This window comes from uncultured Fibrobacter sp., from assembly GCF_947166265.1.
GTDB lineage: Bacteria > Fibrobacterota > Fibrobacteria > Fibrobacterales > Fibrobacteraceae > Fibrobacter.
In genome coordinates this window covers 169346-189369 of record NZ_CAMVDO010000003.1, presented here as the reverse complement: position 1 = coordinate 189369, position 20024 = coordinate 169346, and the positions used below count along the sequence as shown (strand labels likewise).

At 51.6% G+C, this 20024-nt stretch carries 11 protein-coding genes; 4 read left to right on the top strand and 7 right to left on the bottom strand.

What is annotated here, in order from left to right; translation table 11 throughout:
• Positions 1–121: 121 nt before the first annotated feature.
• The 3 genes from pheT to Q0W37_RS03185 form a co-directional block, all read right to left on the bottom strand.
• Positions 122–2557: a phenylalanine--tRNA ligase subunit beta gene (gene pheT / locus Q0W37_RS03195; protein ID WP_297698703.1), complete on the bottom strand. Its 2436-nt coding sequence runs from the start codon at positions 2555–2557 to the stop codon at positions 122–124.
• Between the two features lie 140 nt (positions 2558–2697).
• A complete protein-coding gene (locus Q0W37_RS03190; protein WP_297698701.1) occupies positions 2698–5517 on the bottom strand; it encodes a TIGR02171 family protein in 2820 nt (939 codons plus the stop codon).
• Positions 5518–5561: 44 nt separating this feature from the next.
• Complete coding sequence (locus Q0W37_RS03185; RefSeq protein WP_297698700.1) at positions 5562–8471, bottom strand: TIGR02171 family protein; 2910 nt, start codon at positions 8469–8471, stop codon at positions 5562–5564.
• Positions 8472–8593: 122 nt separating this feature from the next.
• Here Q0W37_RS03185 and budA point away from each other — a divergent pair, with 122 nt between their 5' ends.
• A complete protein-coding gene (budA, locus tag Q0W37_RS03180) occupies positions 8594–9340 on the top strand; it encodes an acetolactate decarboxylase (protein WP_297698698.1) in 747 nt (248 codons plus the stop codon).
• A 109-nt stretch (positions 9341–9449) separates the two neighbouring features.
• On the opposite strand, the gene Q0W37_RS03175 is transcribed toward budA, so the two are convergent.
• The 4 genes from Q0W37_RS03175 to Q0W37_RS03160 all read right to left on the bottom strand — a co-directional run bounded on the left by Q0W37_RS03175 (position 9450) and on the right by Q0W37_RS03160 (position 17613).
• The gene (locus Q0W37_RS03175) at positions 9450–10550 is read right to left on the bottom strand and encodes an RluA family pseudouridine synthase (RefSeq protein WP_297698696.1); all 1101 of its coding nucleotides are present in this window, start codon (positions 10548–10550) and stop codon (positions 9450–9452) included.
• Between the two features lie 112 nt (positions 10551–10662).
• Complete coding sequence (locus Q0W37_RS03170; protein ID WP_297698694.1) at positions 10663–12294, bottom strand: NAD(P)/FAD-dependent oxidoreductase; 1632 nt, start codon at positions 12292–12294, stop codon at positions 10663–10665.
• Positions 12295–12436: 142 nt separating this feature from the next.
• Positions 12437–15742: a right-handed parallel beta-helix repeat-containing protein gene (locus Q0W37_RS03165; RefSeq protein WP_297698692.1), complete on the bottom strand. Its 3306-nt coding sequence runs from the start codon at positions 15740–15742 to the stop codon at positions 12437–12439.
• Entirely contained in the window at positions 15742–17613 is a 1872-nt protein-coding gene (locus tag Q0W37_RS03160; protein ID WP_297698690.1) for a FecR family protein, read from the bottom strand. Before Q0W37_RS03160 ends, Q0W37_RS03165 begins: the two co-directional genes overlap by 1 nt.
• A 149-nt stretch (positions 17614–17762) precedes the next feature.
• On the opposite strand from Q0W37_RS03160, the gene Q0W37_RS03155 reads away from it, so the two are divergent.
• Genes Q0W37_RS03155 through Q0W37_RS03145 form a run of 3 tightly spaced genes read left to right on the top strand, consistent with a single transcriptional unit; the run spans position 17763 to position 19899 of the window.
• Complete coding sequence (locus tag Q0W37_RS03155) at positions 17763–18047, top strand: hypothetical protein (RefSeq protein WP_297698688.1); 285 nt, start codon at positions 17763–17765, stop codon at positions 18045–18047.
• On the top strand, positions 18047–18529 hold the full coding sequence (gene ybeY, locus Q0W37_RS03150; protein ID WP_083564456.1) for an rRNA maturation RNase YbeY: 483 nt from the start codon (positions 18047–18049) through the stop codon (positions 18527–18529). Before Q0W37_RS03155 ends, ybeY begins: the two co-directional genes overlap by 1 nt.
• Positions 18529–19899 carry a hemolysin family protein gene (locus tag Q0W37_RS03145; RefSeq protein WP_297698686.1) on the top strand — a complete coding sequence of 457 codons (1371 nt, stop codon included), beginning with the start codon at positions 18529–18531 and terminating at the stop codon, positions 19897–19899. The genes ybeY and Q0W37_RS03145 overlap by 1 nt, the downstream gene beginning before the upstream one ends.
• The last annotated feature ends 125 nt before the right edge of the window (positions 19900–20024 follow it).

The following is a 20024-nucleotide window of genomic DNA, read 5'->3' as shown; positions in this document are numbered from 1 at the left end:
TACGGCCCTTTGAGCTTTGAGCTATGAGAAAAAAATGAGCCCCTTTGCAGGGGCTTTTATTATAAATGCTCAAGGCCCAAAGCGTAGCGACCTCAGAGGCGTTTACGCCGACCTCATAGCTCTATCTCAGCACGATATCGCCGTTAGCGACGAGCTTGTCACGCAGCTTGTTGTGGGCCTTGTTGACTTCGTCGTCGGTAAGCGTGCGGTCCATGGCCTGGTAGGTGAGGCTGTAGACCATGTTCTTCTTGCCGGCTTCGATCTTGTCGCCTTCGTAGATGCTCTTGAGCGTAATCTTCGCGAGGTTCTTCGGGTTGAGTCCCTTGATGCGGGCGAGGATCTGCTCGTGAGTCATCGTCTTGTCGACTTCAATGGAGATGTCGCGGCTGGAGGGCACCTGGCGGCTGAACGGTTCGAACACAATCTTCTTGTGGGTGGCGTGTTCCATCTTGTCCATGTCGAGTTCCATCACGTAGGTGGTGTAGCCGATTTCAAAAGCGGCCATGGCGGTCGGGTGGAGTTCACCCATGGTGCCGAGTACCACGCCGTCGGCGAGGACTTCGACTTGCTTGCCCGGGTGCAGGTAAATTTCGGCCTTTTCAGGAACGCGGAATTCTACGACGAGACCCACACGCTTGAGGAAGCTCTGCACAAAGCCCTTGAAGGCGGCAAAGTCAATCTGGGCGGGCTTGTCGTTCAGCGGATTCACGTCGAATGCGCCTGCGATGGTGAGAGCGACCAAGTTCGATTCGTCGAAGCCCGGATCGCGCACGTCCTTGCGGTCGCGCTTGAACTGTCCCTTGGCGACTTCGAACAGGCGAACGGAACCGGGGCGGTTCTTTTCGTTTTCGGCAACGCTCTTGAGAAGATTCGGGAGGAGGCTGGTCGGAACCACGCCGAGTTCATCGGAAAGCGGGTTGAGGAGCGCTGCGGGCTTGCTGCGGCGGTCGTCGTTTTCGGCACCGAACAGGGCTTCGGTACGGGCCTTGCTCGTAAAGCGGAGGCTCAAGCATTCGTGGAGACCCATTGCCGAAAGCGTCTTGCGGATCTTCCTGTTCAAAACTTCGATGGGCGGAAGTTCGTTGGGCTGCATGGTGAACTTCGGCAAGCTGTACGGGATGTTGTCGAAACCGATGAGGCGGGCCACTTCTTCGATGAGGTCCACTTCGCGTTCGAGGTCGGGGCGGAAGCCCGGAATCTTGAAGGTGATAGACTCGGCATCCTTCTTCACGACTTCGAGGGCGATACCCGTGAGGTACTTTTCGATGTCAGCTGCGGCAATCTTCATGCCGATGATCTTTTCGGCGCGGGCAGTGCGGAGCGTGACTTCGTTCAAATTCTTCTTGTGGTCGTCGCCGGTGTATTCGACGGTGCCCTTGAGAATGCGGCCACCCGCGACTTCCTGAATCATGGCGCAGGCGTAGCGGCTGTATTCGTCCTGGGTGGTAAAGTCAATTTCGCGTTCGAAGCGGTAGCTGGAATCCGTCGAGATGCAGAGGCGCTTGGCCTGCTTGCGGACGATGGTCGGGTTGAACCAGGCGCTTTCGAGGAACACGTTCTTGGTGGCATCGACGATTTCGGATTCGACGCCGCCCATCACGCCGGCTACGCAAGCCGGACGGTCACCGTCGCAGATCACGAGGTCGCTTTCCAGAAGTTCGTGGGCGGTGTGGTCGATGGTTTCGATCTTTTCGCCCTTCACGGCGCGGCGAACCTTAATCGAGTTCCCGTGGAGCTGGTCCATGTCGAAGCTGTGGAGCGGCTGGCCCACGTCCATCAGAATGAAGTTCGTGATATCGACGACGTTGTTGATGCTGTTCATGCCCACGGCGTGGAGCAACTTGGCGAGCCATGCGGGGGACTTTTCGACCTTCACATCCTTGATGACGCGGCCCACATAGCGGGAGCAACCGCAACCGGGAACCACTTCGAGGCTCACGGCAGAGCTTGCGGCTTCGGAATCTTCCTTGAGTTCGTAGGTAAGCGGCTTGAGCGGACGGTTGAACTTGGCGGCAAGTTCACGAGCGACACCGCGGTGGCTGAGGGCATCCGGACGGTTCGGGGTCACGTTCAGTTCGAAGCAGACGTCGTAGAGGCCGAGGCTTACGAACGGTGTACCAGCGGGAATGCTGTCGTCGAGAACCATGATTCCGCCGTGGTCGTCAGAAAGGCCGATTTCGTCTTCGGCGCAAATCATGCCGAAGCTTTCGACGCCGCGGATCTTGGATTTCTTCATCTTGAGCGTGCCACCATCAGGGAGCGGAAGTTCCGCACCGATCGGGGCGAGCACCACGGTCTGGCCGGCAGCCACGTTCGGGGCTCCGCAAACGACCTGGATGGTTTCCTTGCCGTCGTTCACCGTCGTGATGTGCAAGTGGTCGCTGTCCGGGTGGGCTTCGCAGGTAAGAACCTTTGCCACCACCAGCTTTTCATAAACCTTGCCCGGTTCTTCCATGCCTTCGACTTCCAAGCCGACGGCGGTGAGGGCCTTTGCAACTTCTTCCGCAGATTCCGGAAGATCAACATGACGTCTGAGCCAATTCAAAGAAACTTTCATCTTTTTCCTCTTTAGCGCGAATTTTGCCTGGGTGCCACAAAACGACCCGCGTGCAAAACACGTGCCTGCTTAAATTTCGGTGGTAAATTTAGAAAAAATGAGACCCTGCGAGAAAAATCCCATTCCCTCTTTGCCGATACTTACTGTTCAAAATGGATGTTTAATGTCTTGATGAGTTCGTTCACACGAAGAGTCAGCTGCGTTGCGCCTGCGCCCGCTAGATGGTCCGTATCAAACGCCATTTCATCTGTGTAGTCATGATTGCCCATCTTGTTTTCGTCCATCAAGATGAAGTTGGGATACTTCTCGCTTAGGCTATTGATTTCTGCTATAAGCGATGTGGCCTCGCTTCTCCTGAGCCCATGCTTTCCAAAGGCACCTGTTTCTTTGTAATGCGGATTTTCTGGCGTGATGATGCCGATAAAAATGATGTCCCTCTTTTGACATTCTTTGATCATTTTTACAAGATAGTCGAAATTATCATAGTAGTTGTTCCTGAGTTCGTCAAGCCAGGTGGAATCATGATTTGTTGTTGGCTTGCCCCAGCCGTGGGCGTATCTTTCCTGGTATCCTCGTGTTGGACGCAGCACGCCTTGTATTAAGGCGCTACCGGGGGCATCGTAAGCGGCTTCAGCCAAACCTTCTGGATAGTTGCCTTTCCAATAGTTGTGGTTTTTGTCGTAAACGTATCCAGGGTATGCTGTATATGCAGACCTAAAAATGCCCGAACTAACGGTATGCCATCTGTCCAAATCAATGTCCTTGATGACTACCTTTAATTTGTTCACATGGGGGAGTACATATTGCGTTAAGAAATGATAAGATGCTTTTTGGTGGTTTCCTGAAACGGACAGATTTGCTGCAAAATAGGGCTCGCTAAAAAGCAGGGGATTTATGCCATAGTAGGTTCGTGAAGAACCGATAATGACAATGTTTGCCGTATCTTTATATTTCCACAGGAATTCCATTTTATAGCGCCACTGGTCGGCTCTATCGTGAGCTCCAGAGGTGTTGTAATAAATTCCGGCACTGTCTGGATCCAGTTCGAAAGCTGGTCTTGCAGGGAGCGTGTCGTTGTCGGAACTTGATTTGCTGGTCTTTTTCTTAATCCACAAGTTCGGGTGCCAGAGCTCATCGCCTTCGACAATCTCGGTGATGCTGTTGTCTTCTGGATTTATAAGGGCGATTTTAGAATGTGCCCCGTTTGTGTTGGTGAGGCTTGCTACGATAATGGATTTTTCTCCATCGGTCGACCATTCCGTATGGTCGAAGGTGTAGCCCGAGGGGGCCCTGATGGAATGGATCAGTTTTCCGGTGCTGTCAGCTATAAAAAGACGCGCATGGGTGGAATAGTTTTCGCCGACAAAGTCCTTGCCCGGCTTCCCTGCAAAATCAAGGAAGGTAGTGCGCTTGGTCCCATCCTGGGAAAGTGATACGTTGCAGGCTTGCGCTGAATCGTACCAGACGACATCGTTTGCTTTTCCTGTTACGGAGGACCCGTTCTGGGCAATGCGAGCGCGCAGGAGCTGTGCGCCCGATACGGCAAGGGTGCGGTCTTCGCTGATACCACCGTGGTAGGCTCCGTCGAACAGTTTTTGCGGGGTGCCGAACTTGCCGTCCATGAATTTGACTTGCCATGTCGAAGTCGATTTGAATGTCGCTTTATTCCTGTTGCTCCCGGCATCGGTCACGTAGACTATAGTTGTGTCGCCGTTTTCAAGGACGCGCCAGCGGGGGATTGTTGCACTTTCTGCTTTGAGTTTTACCTGGATGGTTTCCTCTCCCTCAAGGCTTTGAACGTAAATTGTTGATTTCCCTGCGACTCCCTCGAATCCGGTACAATAGACAATCCAGTTTCCGTCAGGAGAAATTTCTGGATGGTAGCTGTCTGTGTTTTTGGTGATTTCCTTGACGGACATACTGCCGTTCAAGTAGTCTATATAGGCGATGTTTCCAGATACATCGTTGCGGAAGGCGAGCTTTACGTTGTATGAGCCGGTGATTTTTTTGATGGTCTCGATGCCTGCAAGTGGCGTGATGACGCTTGTCTGTGAAGTCCCGTCGTTATTCATCCAGAGCGCGTTGGGGATGTTTCCGAAGGCTAGCCGGAAACCGACATATTCTGCTCGCGTGGACGAGGTGACGGTATATATGTCGCCTCTGCTGTAGGGGTTGAGTTCCTTTTCGGAGGAGGAATAGCATCCTCCTTTTACAACTCGTTCGCCCAAGTCTTCTCCGCTAGGGGCGCCGACATAGTTTGTAATGGTTGTATCGCGGAAGTCGCCTTTCCAGTCGCTGACCCATTCCAGGGCATTTCCTGCCATGTCGCAGAACCCGGCGGAATCGGCTCCCTTGCTGCAGACGGTATGAAGTTTGTATTCGGAGTTTTCGTTGTTCCAGCTTTTCTTTACGTCCCAAGCACGGGTTGCCGCATAGACCCATTCCGCTTCGGTCGGGAGTCTGTAGCCTTCGATTCCTGGGTGGAAAGCAAAACCTTCGAGGTCGGTGCAGTGCTTTTCTTCATCGAAGATGGCGCTGCGATATGAGTAGACGGTATCACGATTCTCGAGTTTACTTTTGGCGTTTGCAAAAAGGATGGCGTCGTAGTAGGTGATGTCGGTGAGGGGGAGGCTGTCATTTTCGCATTTTTTGAAGGTCTTGAGCTTGGCTTTTTTGGCTACACTGGCGTATTCGCCACAGGTTATCTCGTGGATGCCCATGTAGAAGTCGTAATCGAGTATGACTTCCATGGCGGGGCGCTCGCTTTCCTTGAAGTTCTTGTTGTTGGTGCCAAGGGAGACTTTGCCGTTTGCGAAGTGAATCATTCCTTCAATGACAATGGGATCGATTTGAACGGAATCGTTAGGAACGGACTCCTCGGTGTTGGGAGGCGTAAACGATTCGCTGTTGCTGCATCCTATTAGAAATAAGAATACAATAATTGCTAGTAAAATTCTCATATTTTCTCCTAGGGAATATCCCTTGTTGGGTAATATATAAAAGTTTATTCTAAAGTTTTCAATAGAGCGTCTATTCGTGCCGTTAGTTGTGCCGCACCATTTCTATTAAGATGATCGAAGTCGAACGCCATGTCTTCTGTATAGTCGTGGTTGCCCATTTTATTTTCGTCCATCAGGATAAAGTTGGGATACGTCTTGCCAATGTCTGCAATTTCCTGAATGAGGGCAGGGGCTTCGCTACGCAACAGTCCATGGTAACCAAAAGATCCTGTTTCCTTGTATTGTGGACTACGTGGAGTGATTATTCCGATAAGGATGATGTTATGTTCAAAGCACGTTTTTGCCAGATCCTTTAGCATTTCAAAGTTTTCGTAGTAATATTTATATCGCTTTTGCAACCAATTACTGTCTTGTTCTACAGCTGGTTTTCCCCAAGAGCAGGACGTTACGTCATAATAACCACGCATTTTTCTAAGCATTTGCCCTTTGATGCTGTTTCCTAATGATTCGTAGGTGTATTCTACGAGTTGTTCCGGAAAATGATCTATCCAAAAATTGTGATTGGCATCGTAAACGTAACCGGGGTATGATTTGTAATCTGATGTAAAAAAGGATTCGGTGTCATTCCATAAATCATTATCTACGGTCAATACGACATATTTTAGATTCCTTACATGGGGTAACACGTAATGGTTGAAAAGGTAATGGGTTCCCGCGATTGCATTTCTGGATACCCCTAGGTTGATAGCGAAAACGGGTGTGCTGAACAGCATTGGATTTATGCCGTGGTAGGCACGAGACGATCCCAGTACAACCAAATTAGCCGTATCCTTATATTGCCAAAGGAATTCCATTTTATAACGCCATTGGTCTGCGTCTCTATTGGGCCCCGAAGATCGGTAGTAGGCTCCGGCACTGTCTGGGTCAAGTTCAAAGCTGTAATTAGAATTGGAGGATTTTTCTTGAACGACAATGCTGCTCGAAATATTTGAATCGTATGACGACGAGCTGCTTTCAATAATAACCGTGCTGCTACTGGAGTTACTCGAGCTGATGCGGATAGCAGAGCTGCTGCTGATGGCACTACTCGAACTGTACTTTATATGATTTCTTTTTACCCATAGGTTCGGATGCCAAACCTCTTCGCCCTCGACGATTTCGGTAATGGAGCTGTCTGTCGGGTTGATGAGGACTACTTTGGTATGTGCGCCGTTTGTGTTGCTGAGCGTTGCTACGATAATGGATTTTTCACCGTTGGTTGCCCATTCCGTATGGTCGAATGTATAACCCGTGGGGGCCTTGAGCGATTGAACTAGTTTCCCGGTGCTGTCTGCAATCAAGACTCTTTCGTGAGTGGCGTAGCTTTCGCCGACAAATTTCTTGCCCGGTTTTCCACCGAAGTCGAGGAATGCGGTGCGCTTGGTTCCATCTTGGGAAAGCGATACGTTGCAGGCTTGGGCTGAATCGTACCAAACAATGTCGCTTGCTTTGTCGGTTATGGTTGAGCCTTTTTTCGCAACACGGGCCCGCAGAATCCTTGTGCCCGAAACAGCCAGGGTGCGGTCTTCGCTGATGCCTCCATGGTATGCTCCGTCGAAAAGTTTCTGTGGCTTTCCGAATTTTCCATTCTTGAATTTGACCTGCCAGGTTGAGGTTCCTTTGAACGTTGCGTTTTCCTTGTTGTTCCCGGCGTCGTTTACGTAGACAATGACGGTGTCGCCGTTTTCAAGGACGTTCCAGCGGGGGATTGCGGCACTTTCTGTTTTGAGCTTTACCTTGATGTGATTCTCGGTATCAAAGTTTTGAACGTAAATTGTTGTTTTGCCCGAGACGCCTTCGAATCCGGTGCAATAGGCAATCCAGTTTCCGTCGGGAGAAATTTCTGGATGGTACGCGCTGACATTTTTTGTAATTTCCTTGACAGAAACCGTTCCGTTCAGGTAGTCGATATAGGCGATATTTCCGGAAATATCGTTGCGGAAGGAAAGTTTTACGTTGTATGTGCCTGTTAGCTTTTTGAGTGTCTCGCTTTGGGCTAGTGGGGTAATGACGCTTGATTGTGATTTACCGTCGTCACCCATCCAGAGTGGGTTCGGAATTTTTCCGAACGCGAGTCTAAAGCCAACGTAATCGGCTCTTGTGGCTGATGTGACCGTATAGACATCCCCTCTACTGTATGGGTTGAGCTCTTTTGGGGTAGAGGAATAACGGCCCCCTTTTACGATTCTTTCTCCCAGGTCACCGCCATCGGGAGCCCCCACATAGTTGGTGACGGTTGTGTCGCGGAATGTTCCCATCCAGTCATTCACCCATTCCATCGCGTTTCCGGCCATGTCACAGAATCCGGTGGAGTCTGTCCATATGCTACAGACCGGATGAAGCTTGTAATCGGAATTGTCGCTATTCCAGCTTTTCTTTACGTCCCAGGCAAGGCTTGCCGCATAGACCCATTCCGCCTCGGTGGGAAGCCGAAATGCGTTCGCATCAGGGTGAAATGCAAAACCTTCCATTTCCGTGCAGTGCCCGTCGTCGTCATACAGGGGCTTGCTATAGGTATAGGCTGTATCTAGGTTATCCTGTTTGCTCTTGGCGTTTGCAAAAAGGATGGCGTCGTAGTAGGTGATGTCGGTGAGGGGGAGACTGTCATTTTCGCATTTTTTGAAGGTCTTGAGCTTGGCTTTTTTGGCTACACTGGCGTATTCGCCACAGGTGACCTCGTGGATGCCCATGTAGAAGTCGTAATCGAGTATGACTTCCATGGCGGGGCGTTCGTTTGCCTTGAAGCTTTTGTCATTGGAACCGATGGAAACGGATCCGCTCTTTAGTTGGACCATTCCTTCGACTTCGACGAAATCCGATTGATTTTCGTTATCTGACTGATTGCTTGAACTGCTTGTTTCGCTGCTGCAGCCCATTAGAAATAGGAATACAATAACTGCCGATAAGAATTTCATATTTTCCCCTAGGGATTGTCCCTTGTTGGGTAATATAAAAAATATCTGCGCTAATTATTACATTTTTATTATCTTTTTGCGGGAAGAGGTCTTGAAAACGATAAAACGAGGATAAAACCTTGATGTCAGCTTGCAATTTGAATTCTGTAGAAAAAATGTACCAGGTGTCCACGTTGAACGCCCTTGCGCTAGGGTATACGCGAACGGTGGTTAGAGTCAGTGACTTGTTGCAGAACGGAGATACAGGGCTTGGAACGTTTGAAAACTGCGACGGCGAAATGATTGTCGTGGATGGTCATTGCTACCGCGCCGCCGATGATGGATCTGTAAGCGAAACTCCTGCTGACCTGGGGGTTCCCTTTGCTTCGGTCGTATTCCTAAAGAATCAGGAATCGTTTGCGGTTGGTGCCGTCGGGAATATCGATAGCCTCAAGGCTTTGCTGAATGTGAAAATCGAAGAACACTTCGGTCTCAATAGTATGCACATGGTGCGGATAGATGGATTCTTCAAGAAAGTGAATGCTCGCTCCGAAAGTGGCGTCAAGGCGCATCACATAGAACTGAAGGAGATTCTGTTTGAACGGCAGAAGTCGTTTGAATTCGATCATATCGCGGGTTCGCTAGTTTGTCTATACTATCCCGACTATATGGAAGGTATCAACGCGGCCGGGTGGCATTTCCACTTTGTGTCCGATGATAAACGCTTTGGCGGACACGTCTTTGACCTTTCGCTAGAAAAGGGGGAGGTCCGGATGGAGAAGATAACATCCATCGAATTGCAACTTCCGCGAGAGGCCGCTTTTGATACATATTCCCTGACGAAAGCCTCGCAAAAGGACATCAAGCAAGTCGAGCAGGGAAATAAATAGTTCGATTCAGTAGAAATGGAAAATGCCCGCAAGGTGGTGATAAGGTCCCTGAGCCTGCCGAAGGGCCGAACCATGCGGGCATGACAAAGTAAAGAGAAATGGAGTCTTTTTACCGGTACTCGTGGCGGATAGGCTTTAACTGATCTACGACGCTTTGCAGTTCCTTAGGGAGCGGGCAATCGAGTACGATTTTGTCGCCGTGCCACACAAATTCCAGGCGGCAGCTGTGCAAGAAAAGCCGGTGGAGTCCGAGCTGCTTTTTGACTTCGCGGTTGAGCGCGAAATCGCCGTAGCGGGTGTCACCCAGGAGCGGGTGCCCGATGCTTGCGAAGTGGGCGCGGATTTGGTGCATGCGGCCTGTTTCGAGCTTGATTTTTACCAGGTCGTAGCCTTCGTAGTGCTGCTTGACGCGGTAATGCGTGATGGCCTTCTGGGCATCCTTTCCGGTTTCGCCAACCTTCATCTTGGAGCCCTTGGCTGCATCGGTGCGGGTGAGCGTCTCGTCGATGGTTCCCTTGTCTTTCTTGAGGTTCCCTTTGACGAGCGCGTAATAGAACTTGTCGACTTCGTGTTCGCGGATCATGCGCGTAAAGTCGCGGAGCGTATCGCCGTGGAGGGCGGCAATGATCATGCCCGAGGTTTCCTGGTCGAGGCGGTGGGCGATAGTGGGCTTGAAGTCGAGCCCCTCGCGGCGGCCCCATTCCCACAGGTATTCCACGAGGCTTTCGCCGGGGCGTGTGCCGGAGCCCGGTTGGCTTGCAAGTCCCGAGGGCTTGTTTACGACCACGTAGTCTTCGGTCTGAATGACGATGTCGAGTTCCTTTGCCCCCCAAGAAGCGTTCCTTTCGTCTCTCGTCTTTCGTCTCTCGTCTGTTTTGCCCCAGGTAGACTTGGCTTTGGCGAAACCGGCGTTAGATCCTTCGACGTGCTTCGCTTGCTCAGGATGACACGCTGTGTTTTCGTCTCTCGTCTGTAGCGAGCTTGCGAGCGTTCTCTCGTCTTCGCTGACGCTCTTGAAATTCTCGTAAATGCAGACGGTGTCGCCTTCCTGCAGCATTTGGTTCGCTTTTCCCACCACGCCGTTCACGCGGACTTTCTTCTTGCGGATGACGGCGAAAAAGACCGACAGCGATTCGTCGGGGAACGCCTTGCGTAAAAAACGGTCGAGGCGCATGTTGGCAAAATTGCGGTCAATGACTCGAGTAATCATAGGCTAACCTGAGGTGTGGGGTAAGGGGTCGGCACTACGTGCCTTTGAGGTTTTAGGTGCATTGGCTTTAAGCGGAGTGACCTCAAAGCGAATTTATGAGCGAGCTCATTGCTCATACCAATTTATCCTTTTTCGCGTAGTGGGCGAGTCGCACGCCGTCGGCGGCGCTGGTGACGATTCCGCCGGAATATCCGGCTCCTTCGCCGAGCACGAACAGGCCCTTGGTATTCACGCATTCAAGCGTTTCGTTGTTGCGGCTCATGCGCAGCGGGCTGCTGGTGCGGGTTTCGGGGGCGACAATCAGGCCTTCTTCGATGAATCCGGGAATCTTCTTGTCGAAATTCTGGAATCCTTCGGCGAGGCTCTTGCAAATGGTCTTGTCCATCCAGTCCCACAGATTGCTCTGTACGAGTCCGCAGGGGTAGGTGGATTTCGGGAGAGATTTGTCTTCTTTGTGGGCGAGGAACGCCTTGATGCTTTGTGCTGGGGCGGCGTAGCTCTTGCCGCCGACCGCGTAGGCGTCGCTTTCAATTTTGCGTTGGCACTCAAGACCGCCAAAGAGTTTGTCGCTTGCGGCAATGGGCACGGCGATGGCACCGTTGGCGAAGGGGCCATTGCGGCGGCTGTAGCTCATACCGTTGGTGGCAAGGGTCCCAGGTTCCGAGGCGCAGGGCACCAGAACGCCACCCGGGCACATGCAGAAACTGTAGGCGCTGCTTGTCTTGTTCAGTGTCGGGGTGGCGAGAAAATATTCGGCGGAACCCGTGAGCTTGGTATCTACATTCAGGCCCAGCTGACGCATGTTGATGAGCTGCTGCGGGTGCTCGACGCGCACGCCCATGGCAAAAGCCTTACTTTCGAGTGCTGCGCCACGGGCGTGGAGCATTTCGTAAATGCTCCGGGCAGAATGCCCGACGGCGAGCACCAAGGCTTCGCAGGGTTTCCAGTGAGGAATCGCGGCATTCCCGCCTGATGTCTTCCCCGCGAAGGCGGGGATCTCTTTCAGCTGAATTGCTACGATGCGTCCATCTTTAATCTCAATGTCTTCAAGGGTGGTGCTAAAATGAATCTTGCCGCCGAGGCGTGTAATTTCTTCGCGTAGTTTCCGTAGCAGTAAAACGAGGCGGTCCGTGCCGATATGCGGCTTGGCGAAGGTCACGACAGATTCGTCGACTCCGAAGTCCACCATGTCGTGTAGAACCTGTTCCGTGAACAGGTTCCGGGTGCGGGTATTCAGCTTTCCATCGCTAAAGGCACCCGCACCTCCTTCGCCAAAAAGTACGTTGCTGTAGGCGTTAAAATTCCTGTCGACAAAGAACCGTCGAATATCTCGAAAGCGTTCCTCGACGCATTTTCCCTGTTCGTACAAGTCAACCGCAAAGCCTTTCCGTAGCAGATGCAATGCTGCCCAAAGTCCACTCGGACCTGCGCCAATCACATCGACATGTCCCGGCATCGCGATGCTGTTTTTCTGCGGGTCGGTCTCTAAACTTTCCTTGTCACGCGTTGCCGCCACAAGTCCCTTGGCGTGATTCCCCGTGGCGCGTACTTCACGCTTTAGGTCAAAAATCACGTTGTAAGACCACTTCGGGTCTCCCTTTCGGCGGCTGTCCAGCGAAAAACGCTCCACCTGCAAGTTGAAAATTTCTTCGGGATGCAGCCGGAGTTCGCGGGCGAGCGCAGAGCGGTATTCACCCTTTTTGTGAAGGGCGACGGAAAGTTCTCTGTAGCGGTAGGTGAACATCGCCACAAATGTAGAAATTGGAAAAGTAGTTACTAGTTACTAGATACTAGTTACTAGACAAAATGTACCGAACGCCTTTTGTTCAATATAAAAAGTTCCTAGTAACTTCGAACTAGGAACTTGGAACTGCGGCGAAGCCGCTTTAGAAAGCGTAGTTGACTCGGATGCCGCCGAAAATATCCTTATATTCGTCGCTCAGGTTGTCCGGGCGGAAATAAAGGGCCGTACCGCCGTACCATTCGCTGCTCAGGCGCTTGGTGTGGTTTACGGTCAGGTTGAGTGTTCCCAGAATGTCCGTTTCCTTTTCGTCGAAACTTCCGCCTTCTTCTTCCCAGGAAGTAACCATGTAGCGGAACTCGCCCGAAAGGCCTACCGTAAGGAATCTCTTCATAAACGCGATTTCGAAATCTTCGTCTACGGTGATTTCGCTTTCGGTCATGTCGTCACGTTCGTAGCTCTTGAAACGGGGCGTTACGGCAAGGCTGTTCTGGATAGTTCCCAAGTTTGTGGTGATAGAAAGCGGATAGGAATGTTCGAAAAAGTCTGCTCCGCCAAAGTAGTAACCCAGCTTGGCAATCGTTTCGTTCGACAGGTCCATATCGCTAATCAGGCTGTCCTTGTAGAACTTGGAATCGTCGGTTCGGATTGTCCAGCGGCCACCGAGTCTGAAAATGGAACGATAGGCCTGCACGGAAATCCCTGCCGACCAGGAATTCCTGTAAATCCTTTCCTGGAATTTGGAGGCGAGGTTGTCTTCCGAGGAAAGGGCGAGGTACTCTGTCCAGCGGGCCGAATCTACAAACGTTGTGTCTCCATTGCTCACGATTTCGGTGGTCGGATTTCCCTTACGGGCTTCAAACCAGCCGTCCTTGTAAATTCCGTCTTCCAGGATATAATTGCCGTGGAGCTGGTACGGACGGTACTGGGTCCGGTATTCCAGGTTGTATCCGACGTCGATGCTTACAGCCTTGTTGAGCTTGAATTCGTTTTGCAGTTTCCAGTTCTGGATGTACTTGGTACGGTATTCGTCGCGTTCGTGATCGTCGAACCACTGGGTATCGTCGCCACCGAAGAGTCCCCATTCGGTACCTTCGCTCAAACCGAGGATGTTTGTCTTTTCTTCTTTTGCGGCATTTTCGACGTTAATCTGGTAGCCGAAATTGAGTGTCCAGAAATCCGTGACAATCTGTTCGATGTTGCCGCCGAATTCACGAGTGTTGGAAAGCTGGTCAGGGGAGCCTGCACTGTAGTAGTTCGCTCCGACGTACTTGACGTGTCCCGAAAGAGTCGTCTTGTAGATGTTCCAGTAGAGAGAACCGCCCAGGGCGATGTCCTGGCTTCCCCAGTTGAGTCCAAATACGCGGTCTTCGTCGCGTTCATCTTCGTAGTCGTTCTTGAGCGACTTTGCTTCACGAATAAGCGTACGCAAGGAATCGCGCATTGCGCTTCGGCTAAGCGTCGTGTTGTCGCCAAAGATTTCTTCAAGTTCTTTGGACGAAAGCGCGTTGATTCTGGATTCGTTTGCCATCAGCTGGCGAAGCTTGCTCATCGAGGACGTGTTGAGCCCGGCGTCCGTAAAGACCTTGTTGATGGCGCGTTCCCTGTAGACGTCAGCCGTGTCGGCGTGTCCAACGGCAATCTGTCCATTGAGTTCGATGTCGCCGGGGTAGAACAGCCAGTTTCCATCGGCGTATGCCGTCAGGGATTTCTGCATCGGTTCGCTGGTCAAGCTGGAATGGGTGCTTCCGTCGCGGAACAGCGGATCTTCGATTTCGTCGTTGGCATAGATAAAGCCGAACTTGGCGTCAAAGCGGCGAAGCGGCGCCCACTTGAAAGAGCCTCCGTAGGTAAGCCTCTGGGCGCGGGTTTCACCGTCTTCAATGTAGTCCTTGTAGATTTCGGGGTGTCTGTCACCCTTCAGGTAGGGCTTGCGGTTTTCGCCAAAGAAACCGTCCAGTTCGACAAGCGGCTGGTTCGCGTTGTTCTTCAAGAGCGAAAGCGTGTAACCGACACCGAAAACGGGGAGGCCTTCCATGTAGATGTTTCCACCGGCCTTGTTGAAATCGCCCAAGATCAGGTGGCTGTAGTTATCCGTGTAGCTGAGCGTGACCTGGTTCGGCGAGAAGTGATCCCAGGAATCGCCTGTATAGTTTGTACTGAATTCAATCGTCTTTCCGTCGAACGACTGCATCAGCAAGTAGATGTTTGCTTCGGTGCCGAATCCGGGAGTCTGGAAAATGTTGTTGAACTTTTCGCCGGGCTTAATGACGCTTCCGTTGACTTCGACGTCTTCGTCGGTGTCATTCTTGCTTGTGATGACACGATGGTAGTAGCTGTCGAACATCACGTTTCCGTAAATGGACCAACCCTTTTGCGTAGAATCGGCTTCTTCTTCGGACGCCTTCTTCTGGGCGAGTAGGTCACCGACCTTGTCGTTTGCACCGATCGGACGGCTTTCTACACCCGGAATTTCGGGTTCGCGGGGGAGCATCTGCGAAACGTCGTTAAAGTCCTTTGAATAGTCGGTTTCGTTCCCTGCAATGCTTTCGAGAACTTCCTTTTCAAGAACGTCGTCGATGCTTGCACCGACCTTGTTCTTGCTGACCTGGCTGTTGTCAAAGGCGAGGTAGCTGTTCGCCATGTCAAGAATGCCGTAGGAGTTGTTTTCGAAACGGGACGATTCCACTTGCGTAATTGCGAGCTTGCCGTTGTAGAGGGCAACGTTGTTGCCGTCGAAATGAACGCCGCTGATGTTTGCTTCGCTGTAGCTGTCTACGTGGACGGCGGCACCGTCGTTCTTGTTGAACTGGGTCTCGCTAATGGTTAGTTTCGAGTTCCTCGCGTACACGCCGCGGCTAGAGGTCTTTTCGATTTTGGACGCATGAATTTTCAGGGCGCCGTTTTCTACGACAACGCCTGTTGCCGCATCCTTGATAACGGCGTTACGGATTTCGGATGTCTGGTCACCGGTAATAAAGATGCCCTTCCAGTCTCCGCTCTTGGGCATGCCCAGTGCCGATTGGAAAACGACCTCGTTACCTCGTGTACCCGCGACAACGAACTGTCCCTTGACGTATAATCCTGTTCCCGGAGCGAACTGCAGAACAACTCCCGGTTCAACGACTAGCACCATGTCCTCGGCAACAGAGATGTCTTCTGTAATAAGGTAGGGGGACTGGTCTGCCTTCAGAAAACCGTGCAAGGTTCCCTTGAGGGGTGTTCCTTCGGCAAGTGTTTCCTGCGGGGGCGGAGGAACAACGACAAGAGCCTGCTGGAGGCTGTCTTGTTCGGGAGCCTTTGCGGAATCTGCATGGGCGGTTGTGTCTGCAACGCCGCTTTCTTCCTGAACTTCGGATGACGGTTGGCTTTCCTCAGCATTTGAGTTGGCGTTTTGGGCGTAAACAAGGCTCGACGCTAGTGCTATTGAAAAGAGAATTTGGCGCTTCATTAATGGACCTCGTAGGTCTTAGTGGCGTGAAGAATCTGGTTGCTCATCAAGGTGACCGTGATATCTATAGTCGAGGTCTTACCGCGAGACAACTGAATTTCTTGTGTAATCGTATTCGATTGCAGGTCGGTTGTTTTCAAGTTCGCAATTTCTTTTTCGTCCTGGACGATCTTCACTTCCTTGATGTAGCGGGGGTCGTTTCCTGGGGGAAGCCCCTTCACCGTAAAGCTCAGTTGCCTGTAGATAATGTTGCTGATGCCGCTTGGCGGGGGAGGTACGCGAAGACGTTCCTTTCGTCCCTTTGAAAGTTTAATTCTTGGGTTCTTGAGGTTAGAGAAACAGGCGTATTCCTTTTGGATTTCCTTGCTGTTTCCGGCCAGGTCTTCGATAACGAACCTGTAATTGTGCACGCCCTTTTTCAGCTTTATGGGGAAGGAGGTCTTGCTTTCGACGTAACGTTCTTTTTGGGGCTGTTCGTCGACGAAATAGCTGAAGATGGCGTTGTCACCGTCGATGTTGTTGACGGAAATGTTGGCTTGACATTCGTTCTTGGAAACTTCGATAAGCGGGAAAATCAGGTTGATCGCCTTGCAGCTCTTGTTAATGACCAGGTCAATCTCTTTCTTCTGGTCGCCGTTCTTTTTGGACTTGTAGTATACGAATGCCTTAGTGGCGTTCCAGTTGCCCTGCTTGTCGGAAACCTGAATTGTGTGCGAGAAATGTCCGCCTACGCTAACGTGAACGAGCTCATCGGACTTGTAGTTGCCGAGCTGGATGTAAAGGGTCGCTTGCGTATCGGTGGAATCGAACGTACCTTCGATGGTGATGTTCGAGGAATTACAGACTTCCATGGTCGAACCGGACGTGATGGTCAGGGGTTCCGGTTTGGAGTGGCTCTTGCCTGCAGAACCGGCATAGTAGGTGTTCACTTGTCCGCATGGGAATCCGTGAGTGCCGTCAATGTAGCAGGTGAGCGGAATTTTCTTTTGTCCGACCAGGCTCGGAGCCCAGTTCACGGTGAGTTCAAGAACTTCACCTTCGGAGCGGATCGGGGCTTCGTAAATTCCCACCAGGGTTCCGACGGTGCAGGTCGCCTTCACGGTCTGTGTGGCTTCGTAGACGGTGTCTGGAAGAGGCGCAATGGAACACTGGATGCTTTGACGCAGTTCGTCCATATAATCGCGGTATTGCTTTTCCGAGTTCTTGATCGCATCTATGACTTCGTCGATAGACTTGGTGGTGTCGTTCAAGAGGGTGTCAATGATGTTGTATACCGCGGGGTCGCCCGAAGAGGGGAGGTCTAGCGTTACGATGGAATCCTTGTACAGGAAAGCGGTTTGTCCTCCCTTGACCATGGCGGATTTGTTCGTTACTTCGTCCGTGAACTTGACTTCACCGTTGTGGAGGGAGACGATCATCTTGGATTTAGAGGACTTGCCGACGACACCGGCTGTTCCGCGGATGGCTGCGGTCGCCGTTCCCGTCTTAAACTTGAAATTGCTCCCGTTCGCTTGCTTCTGGGCGTCGAAGTTCACCTTACCGTTCTTGATGTCGACCAGGGTCTGGTTGATGCCGTTTTCGTTCATCAGCTCTGCCATGGACACCAAGGTGCGCTCGTTAATGGTGATGGCGCTACCGTCGGGAAGCTGAATCTTGATCTGGGCTTCGTCACCGGTTCTCAGGTCGTCGTGCTGGTAGACTTTGTCCTTGAACTTGGCCTGTTTCCAGTCCTTGTTCTTCTTTTTGTGTTCAGCTTGATTGCCGCCTGCGACATAGGTGATGTTTCCAAACGCATTCTTTGCTGCGGAGGATACCCCGACCATTAGGGCTGTGGCGATAGCGATAAGCTTAAAAAAGCGGTAAAATGACATATTGCCTCTTTGAACGAATGCAAACTATACCAAATATATGTATTTTTCTTACATACTTGAATAGAACAAACTATTTAAGGTAATAATAAAATGACTTCTTTCGCAGTAAAATGAAAGAAGTTTTGAACACTATAACTACAGGACTGAATATGGAAGTTGAAGAACTGACCGTTGCCTATAGCGATGAAGATTCTGGCGAAGAAGTTGTCAAGGAAATCGGCAAGGAGATCCTTTCGAAGGGTGCATGGCCGACCGTGATGTTCTTTTACCAGGAACGCGACCCGAAGTCCGGTGAATTTACCGAACCCAAGGTTTCGCTGCGCCGCTACCGCAAGATGGCGGGCAATTTCAAGCCCCAGGGCAAGTTCAAGATTACGGGCAAGGCCCAGGCCGAAGCTATCATAGATGTCCTCAAGAAATGGTATAACATTTAATGCCAGACCCTGCTAGTCGAAAAAAGAAGTATAATATCGAGTTCCTTTGCGAGGGGGACATCGAGGCTTTTCCGTATAAGGACAAGTTCGAAAAGATGGCTCGCAAGCTCCTTGCCGAAGAAGGCAAGGAAAAAGACGTGAATATCGTGCTCTGCACCGACGAGTTCGTGCGCACCATGAACCGCGACTACCGCGGGCTCGACAAGGTGACCGACGTTCTTTCGTTCGAATGGAAAAATGAGCTCGGTGTCGAAATTCCCGAAGACGAGGCTATGCTCGGCGAAATCTACATCGCCCGCGAGCAGGTGCGCCGCCAGGCTCCCGAATACGGCAATACGTTCTACGCCGAAATGAAGCGCGTGATTGTACACGGGCTCTTGCACCTTTCGGGCTACGACCATATCAAGGCCGCTGACCGCAAGGTGATGCGCAAGCGTGAATGCGAATTCCTGGGACTTGACCCGTACAAGGAAGGTGCCTGATGGAACCTTCTGTCATGGAAACTCCCGAAAGTTGGGCGATTGCGTTCCTTGTCGTATTTGTCCTGACATCGTTCTCGTTTTCGCTGATCAAGGCAGCCTTTAGTGCCATTTACGCCAAGCGTGACGCCCGTGACCGCGAAGGCCGCGAAGAAGTGGTCGCCTCCCTGGTGGAACTGCCGGGCTTTAACGAAACGATTTCGATTGGCCGCATCTTCTGTAACGTAGGTGCGGGCGTTTTGGGCTTTTACCTGTTCCAGATGATTCCGTGGAGCTGGGTGCAGGAATACTGGTTCCTGGCATTTGCTGCCTACCTGGTGGTGGCCTGCATCGGCATTTACACGATTACCGTTTTCCTTGCAAACCTGTTGGCAAATTTGAAGCCCGATACGTTTGCGGTCGTGCTGATTCCCTTGTTCAAGCTTATCCGTTTGCCGTTTGCACTCCCGGCAAAGATTTGCCACGTGTTGTTCGTCAAGATTCTGAAGGGCCTGGGCTACGATTCCAAGCTCAGCTTCTTGCCCGAAGAACGCCGCGACGCCGTGCAGGCGCAGGCCGACATGAACGACGAGGCGGACCCTGATGCCGAAGGCCTGGAACAAGAAGAACGCCAGATGATTTTGAACATTTTCGACTTCGTGGAAACCCCGGTGCGTGAAATTATGACGCCCCGCGTGGACATGTGCGCGGTCGAGGTCGGCACTCCGCTCGAAGAACTGGTGAAGGTGCTGAATACCGAACGCCATTCCCGTTTGCCGGTGTACAAGGAAACGGTTGATAACATCGTCGGTATCCTTTCGAACCGCGACTTCTTGGAATGGTACACCGAACATCGCGACGAACCGTTTGACATCATGAAACTCGTGATGCCGCCGGTTTTCGTGCCGTATCACAAGAAGATTGACGACATGCTCACCGAACTGCGCAAGACGGGTAACCAGCTCGCTATCGTGGTCGATGAATATGGCGGAACCGCAGGCCTTGTCACGCTCGAAGACATCCTCGAAGAAATCGTGGGTGAAATCAAGGACGAAGATGACGTGGACGAAGATGAAGACGTGCAGCGCCTTAAGGACGGCCGCTTCATTCTCGACCCGATCATGACGCTTTCCGATTTGGAATACAAGCTCGGCGTGGAACTTGAAGCTCCCGAAAATTCCCACGTGGAAACGCTTTCGGGCCTGATTCAGGCAACGCTCGGCATTATTCCTTCTCCTGGCGCCGAAGTCACCATCAAGGGTTACACCTTCCGTGTCTTAAAAATGGACGGCACCCGCATGGAAAAGGTGCTCATGATTTTGCCGGGTGGCGGCAAGGGCAAGACCAAGAACATCAAGGCCGTGCCCCGCACGCAGGCATTTAAAGTGGTTTGATAGGGCTGAGCAATGAGCTCGGGGCTACGCCCCTTTGAGGTATGAGAAAAGCAGCTTTGAAAAGCTGCTTTTTTGTTTAAGTAGAAATGACAGGTTTGCCTTAGAGCGAAGCGCTTCATGGCTCA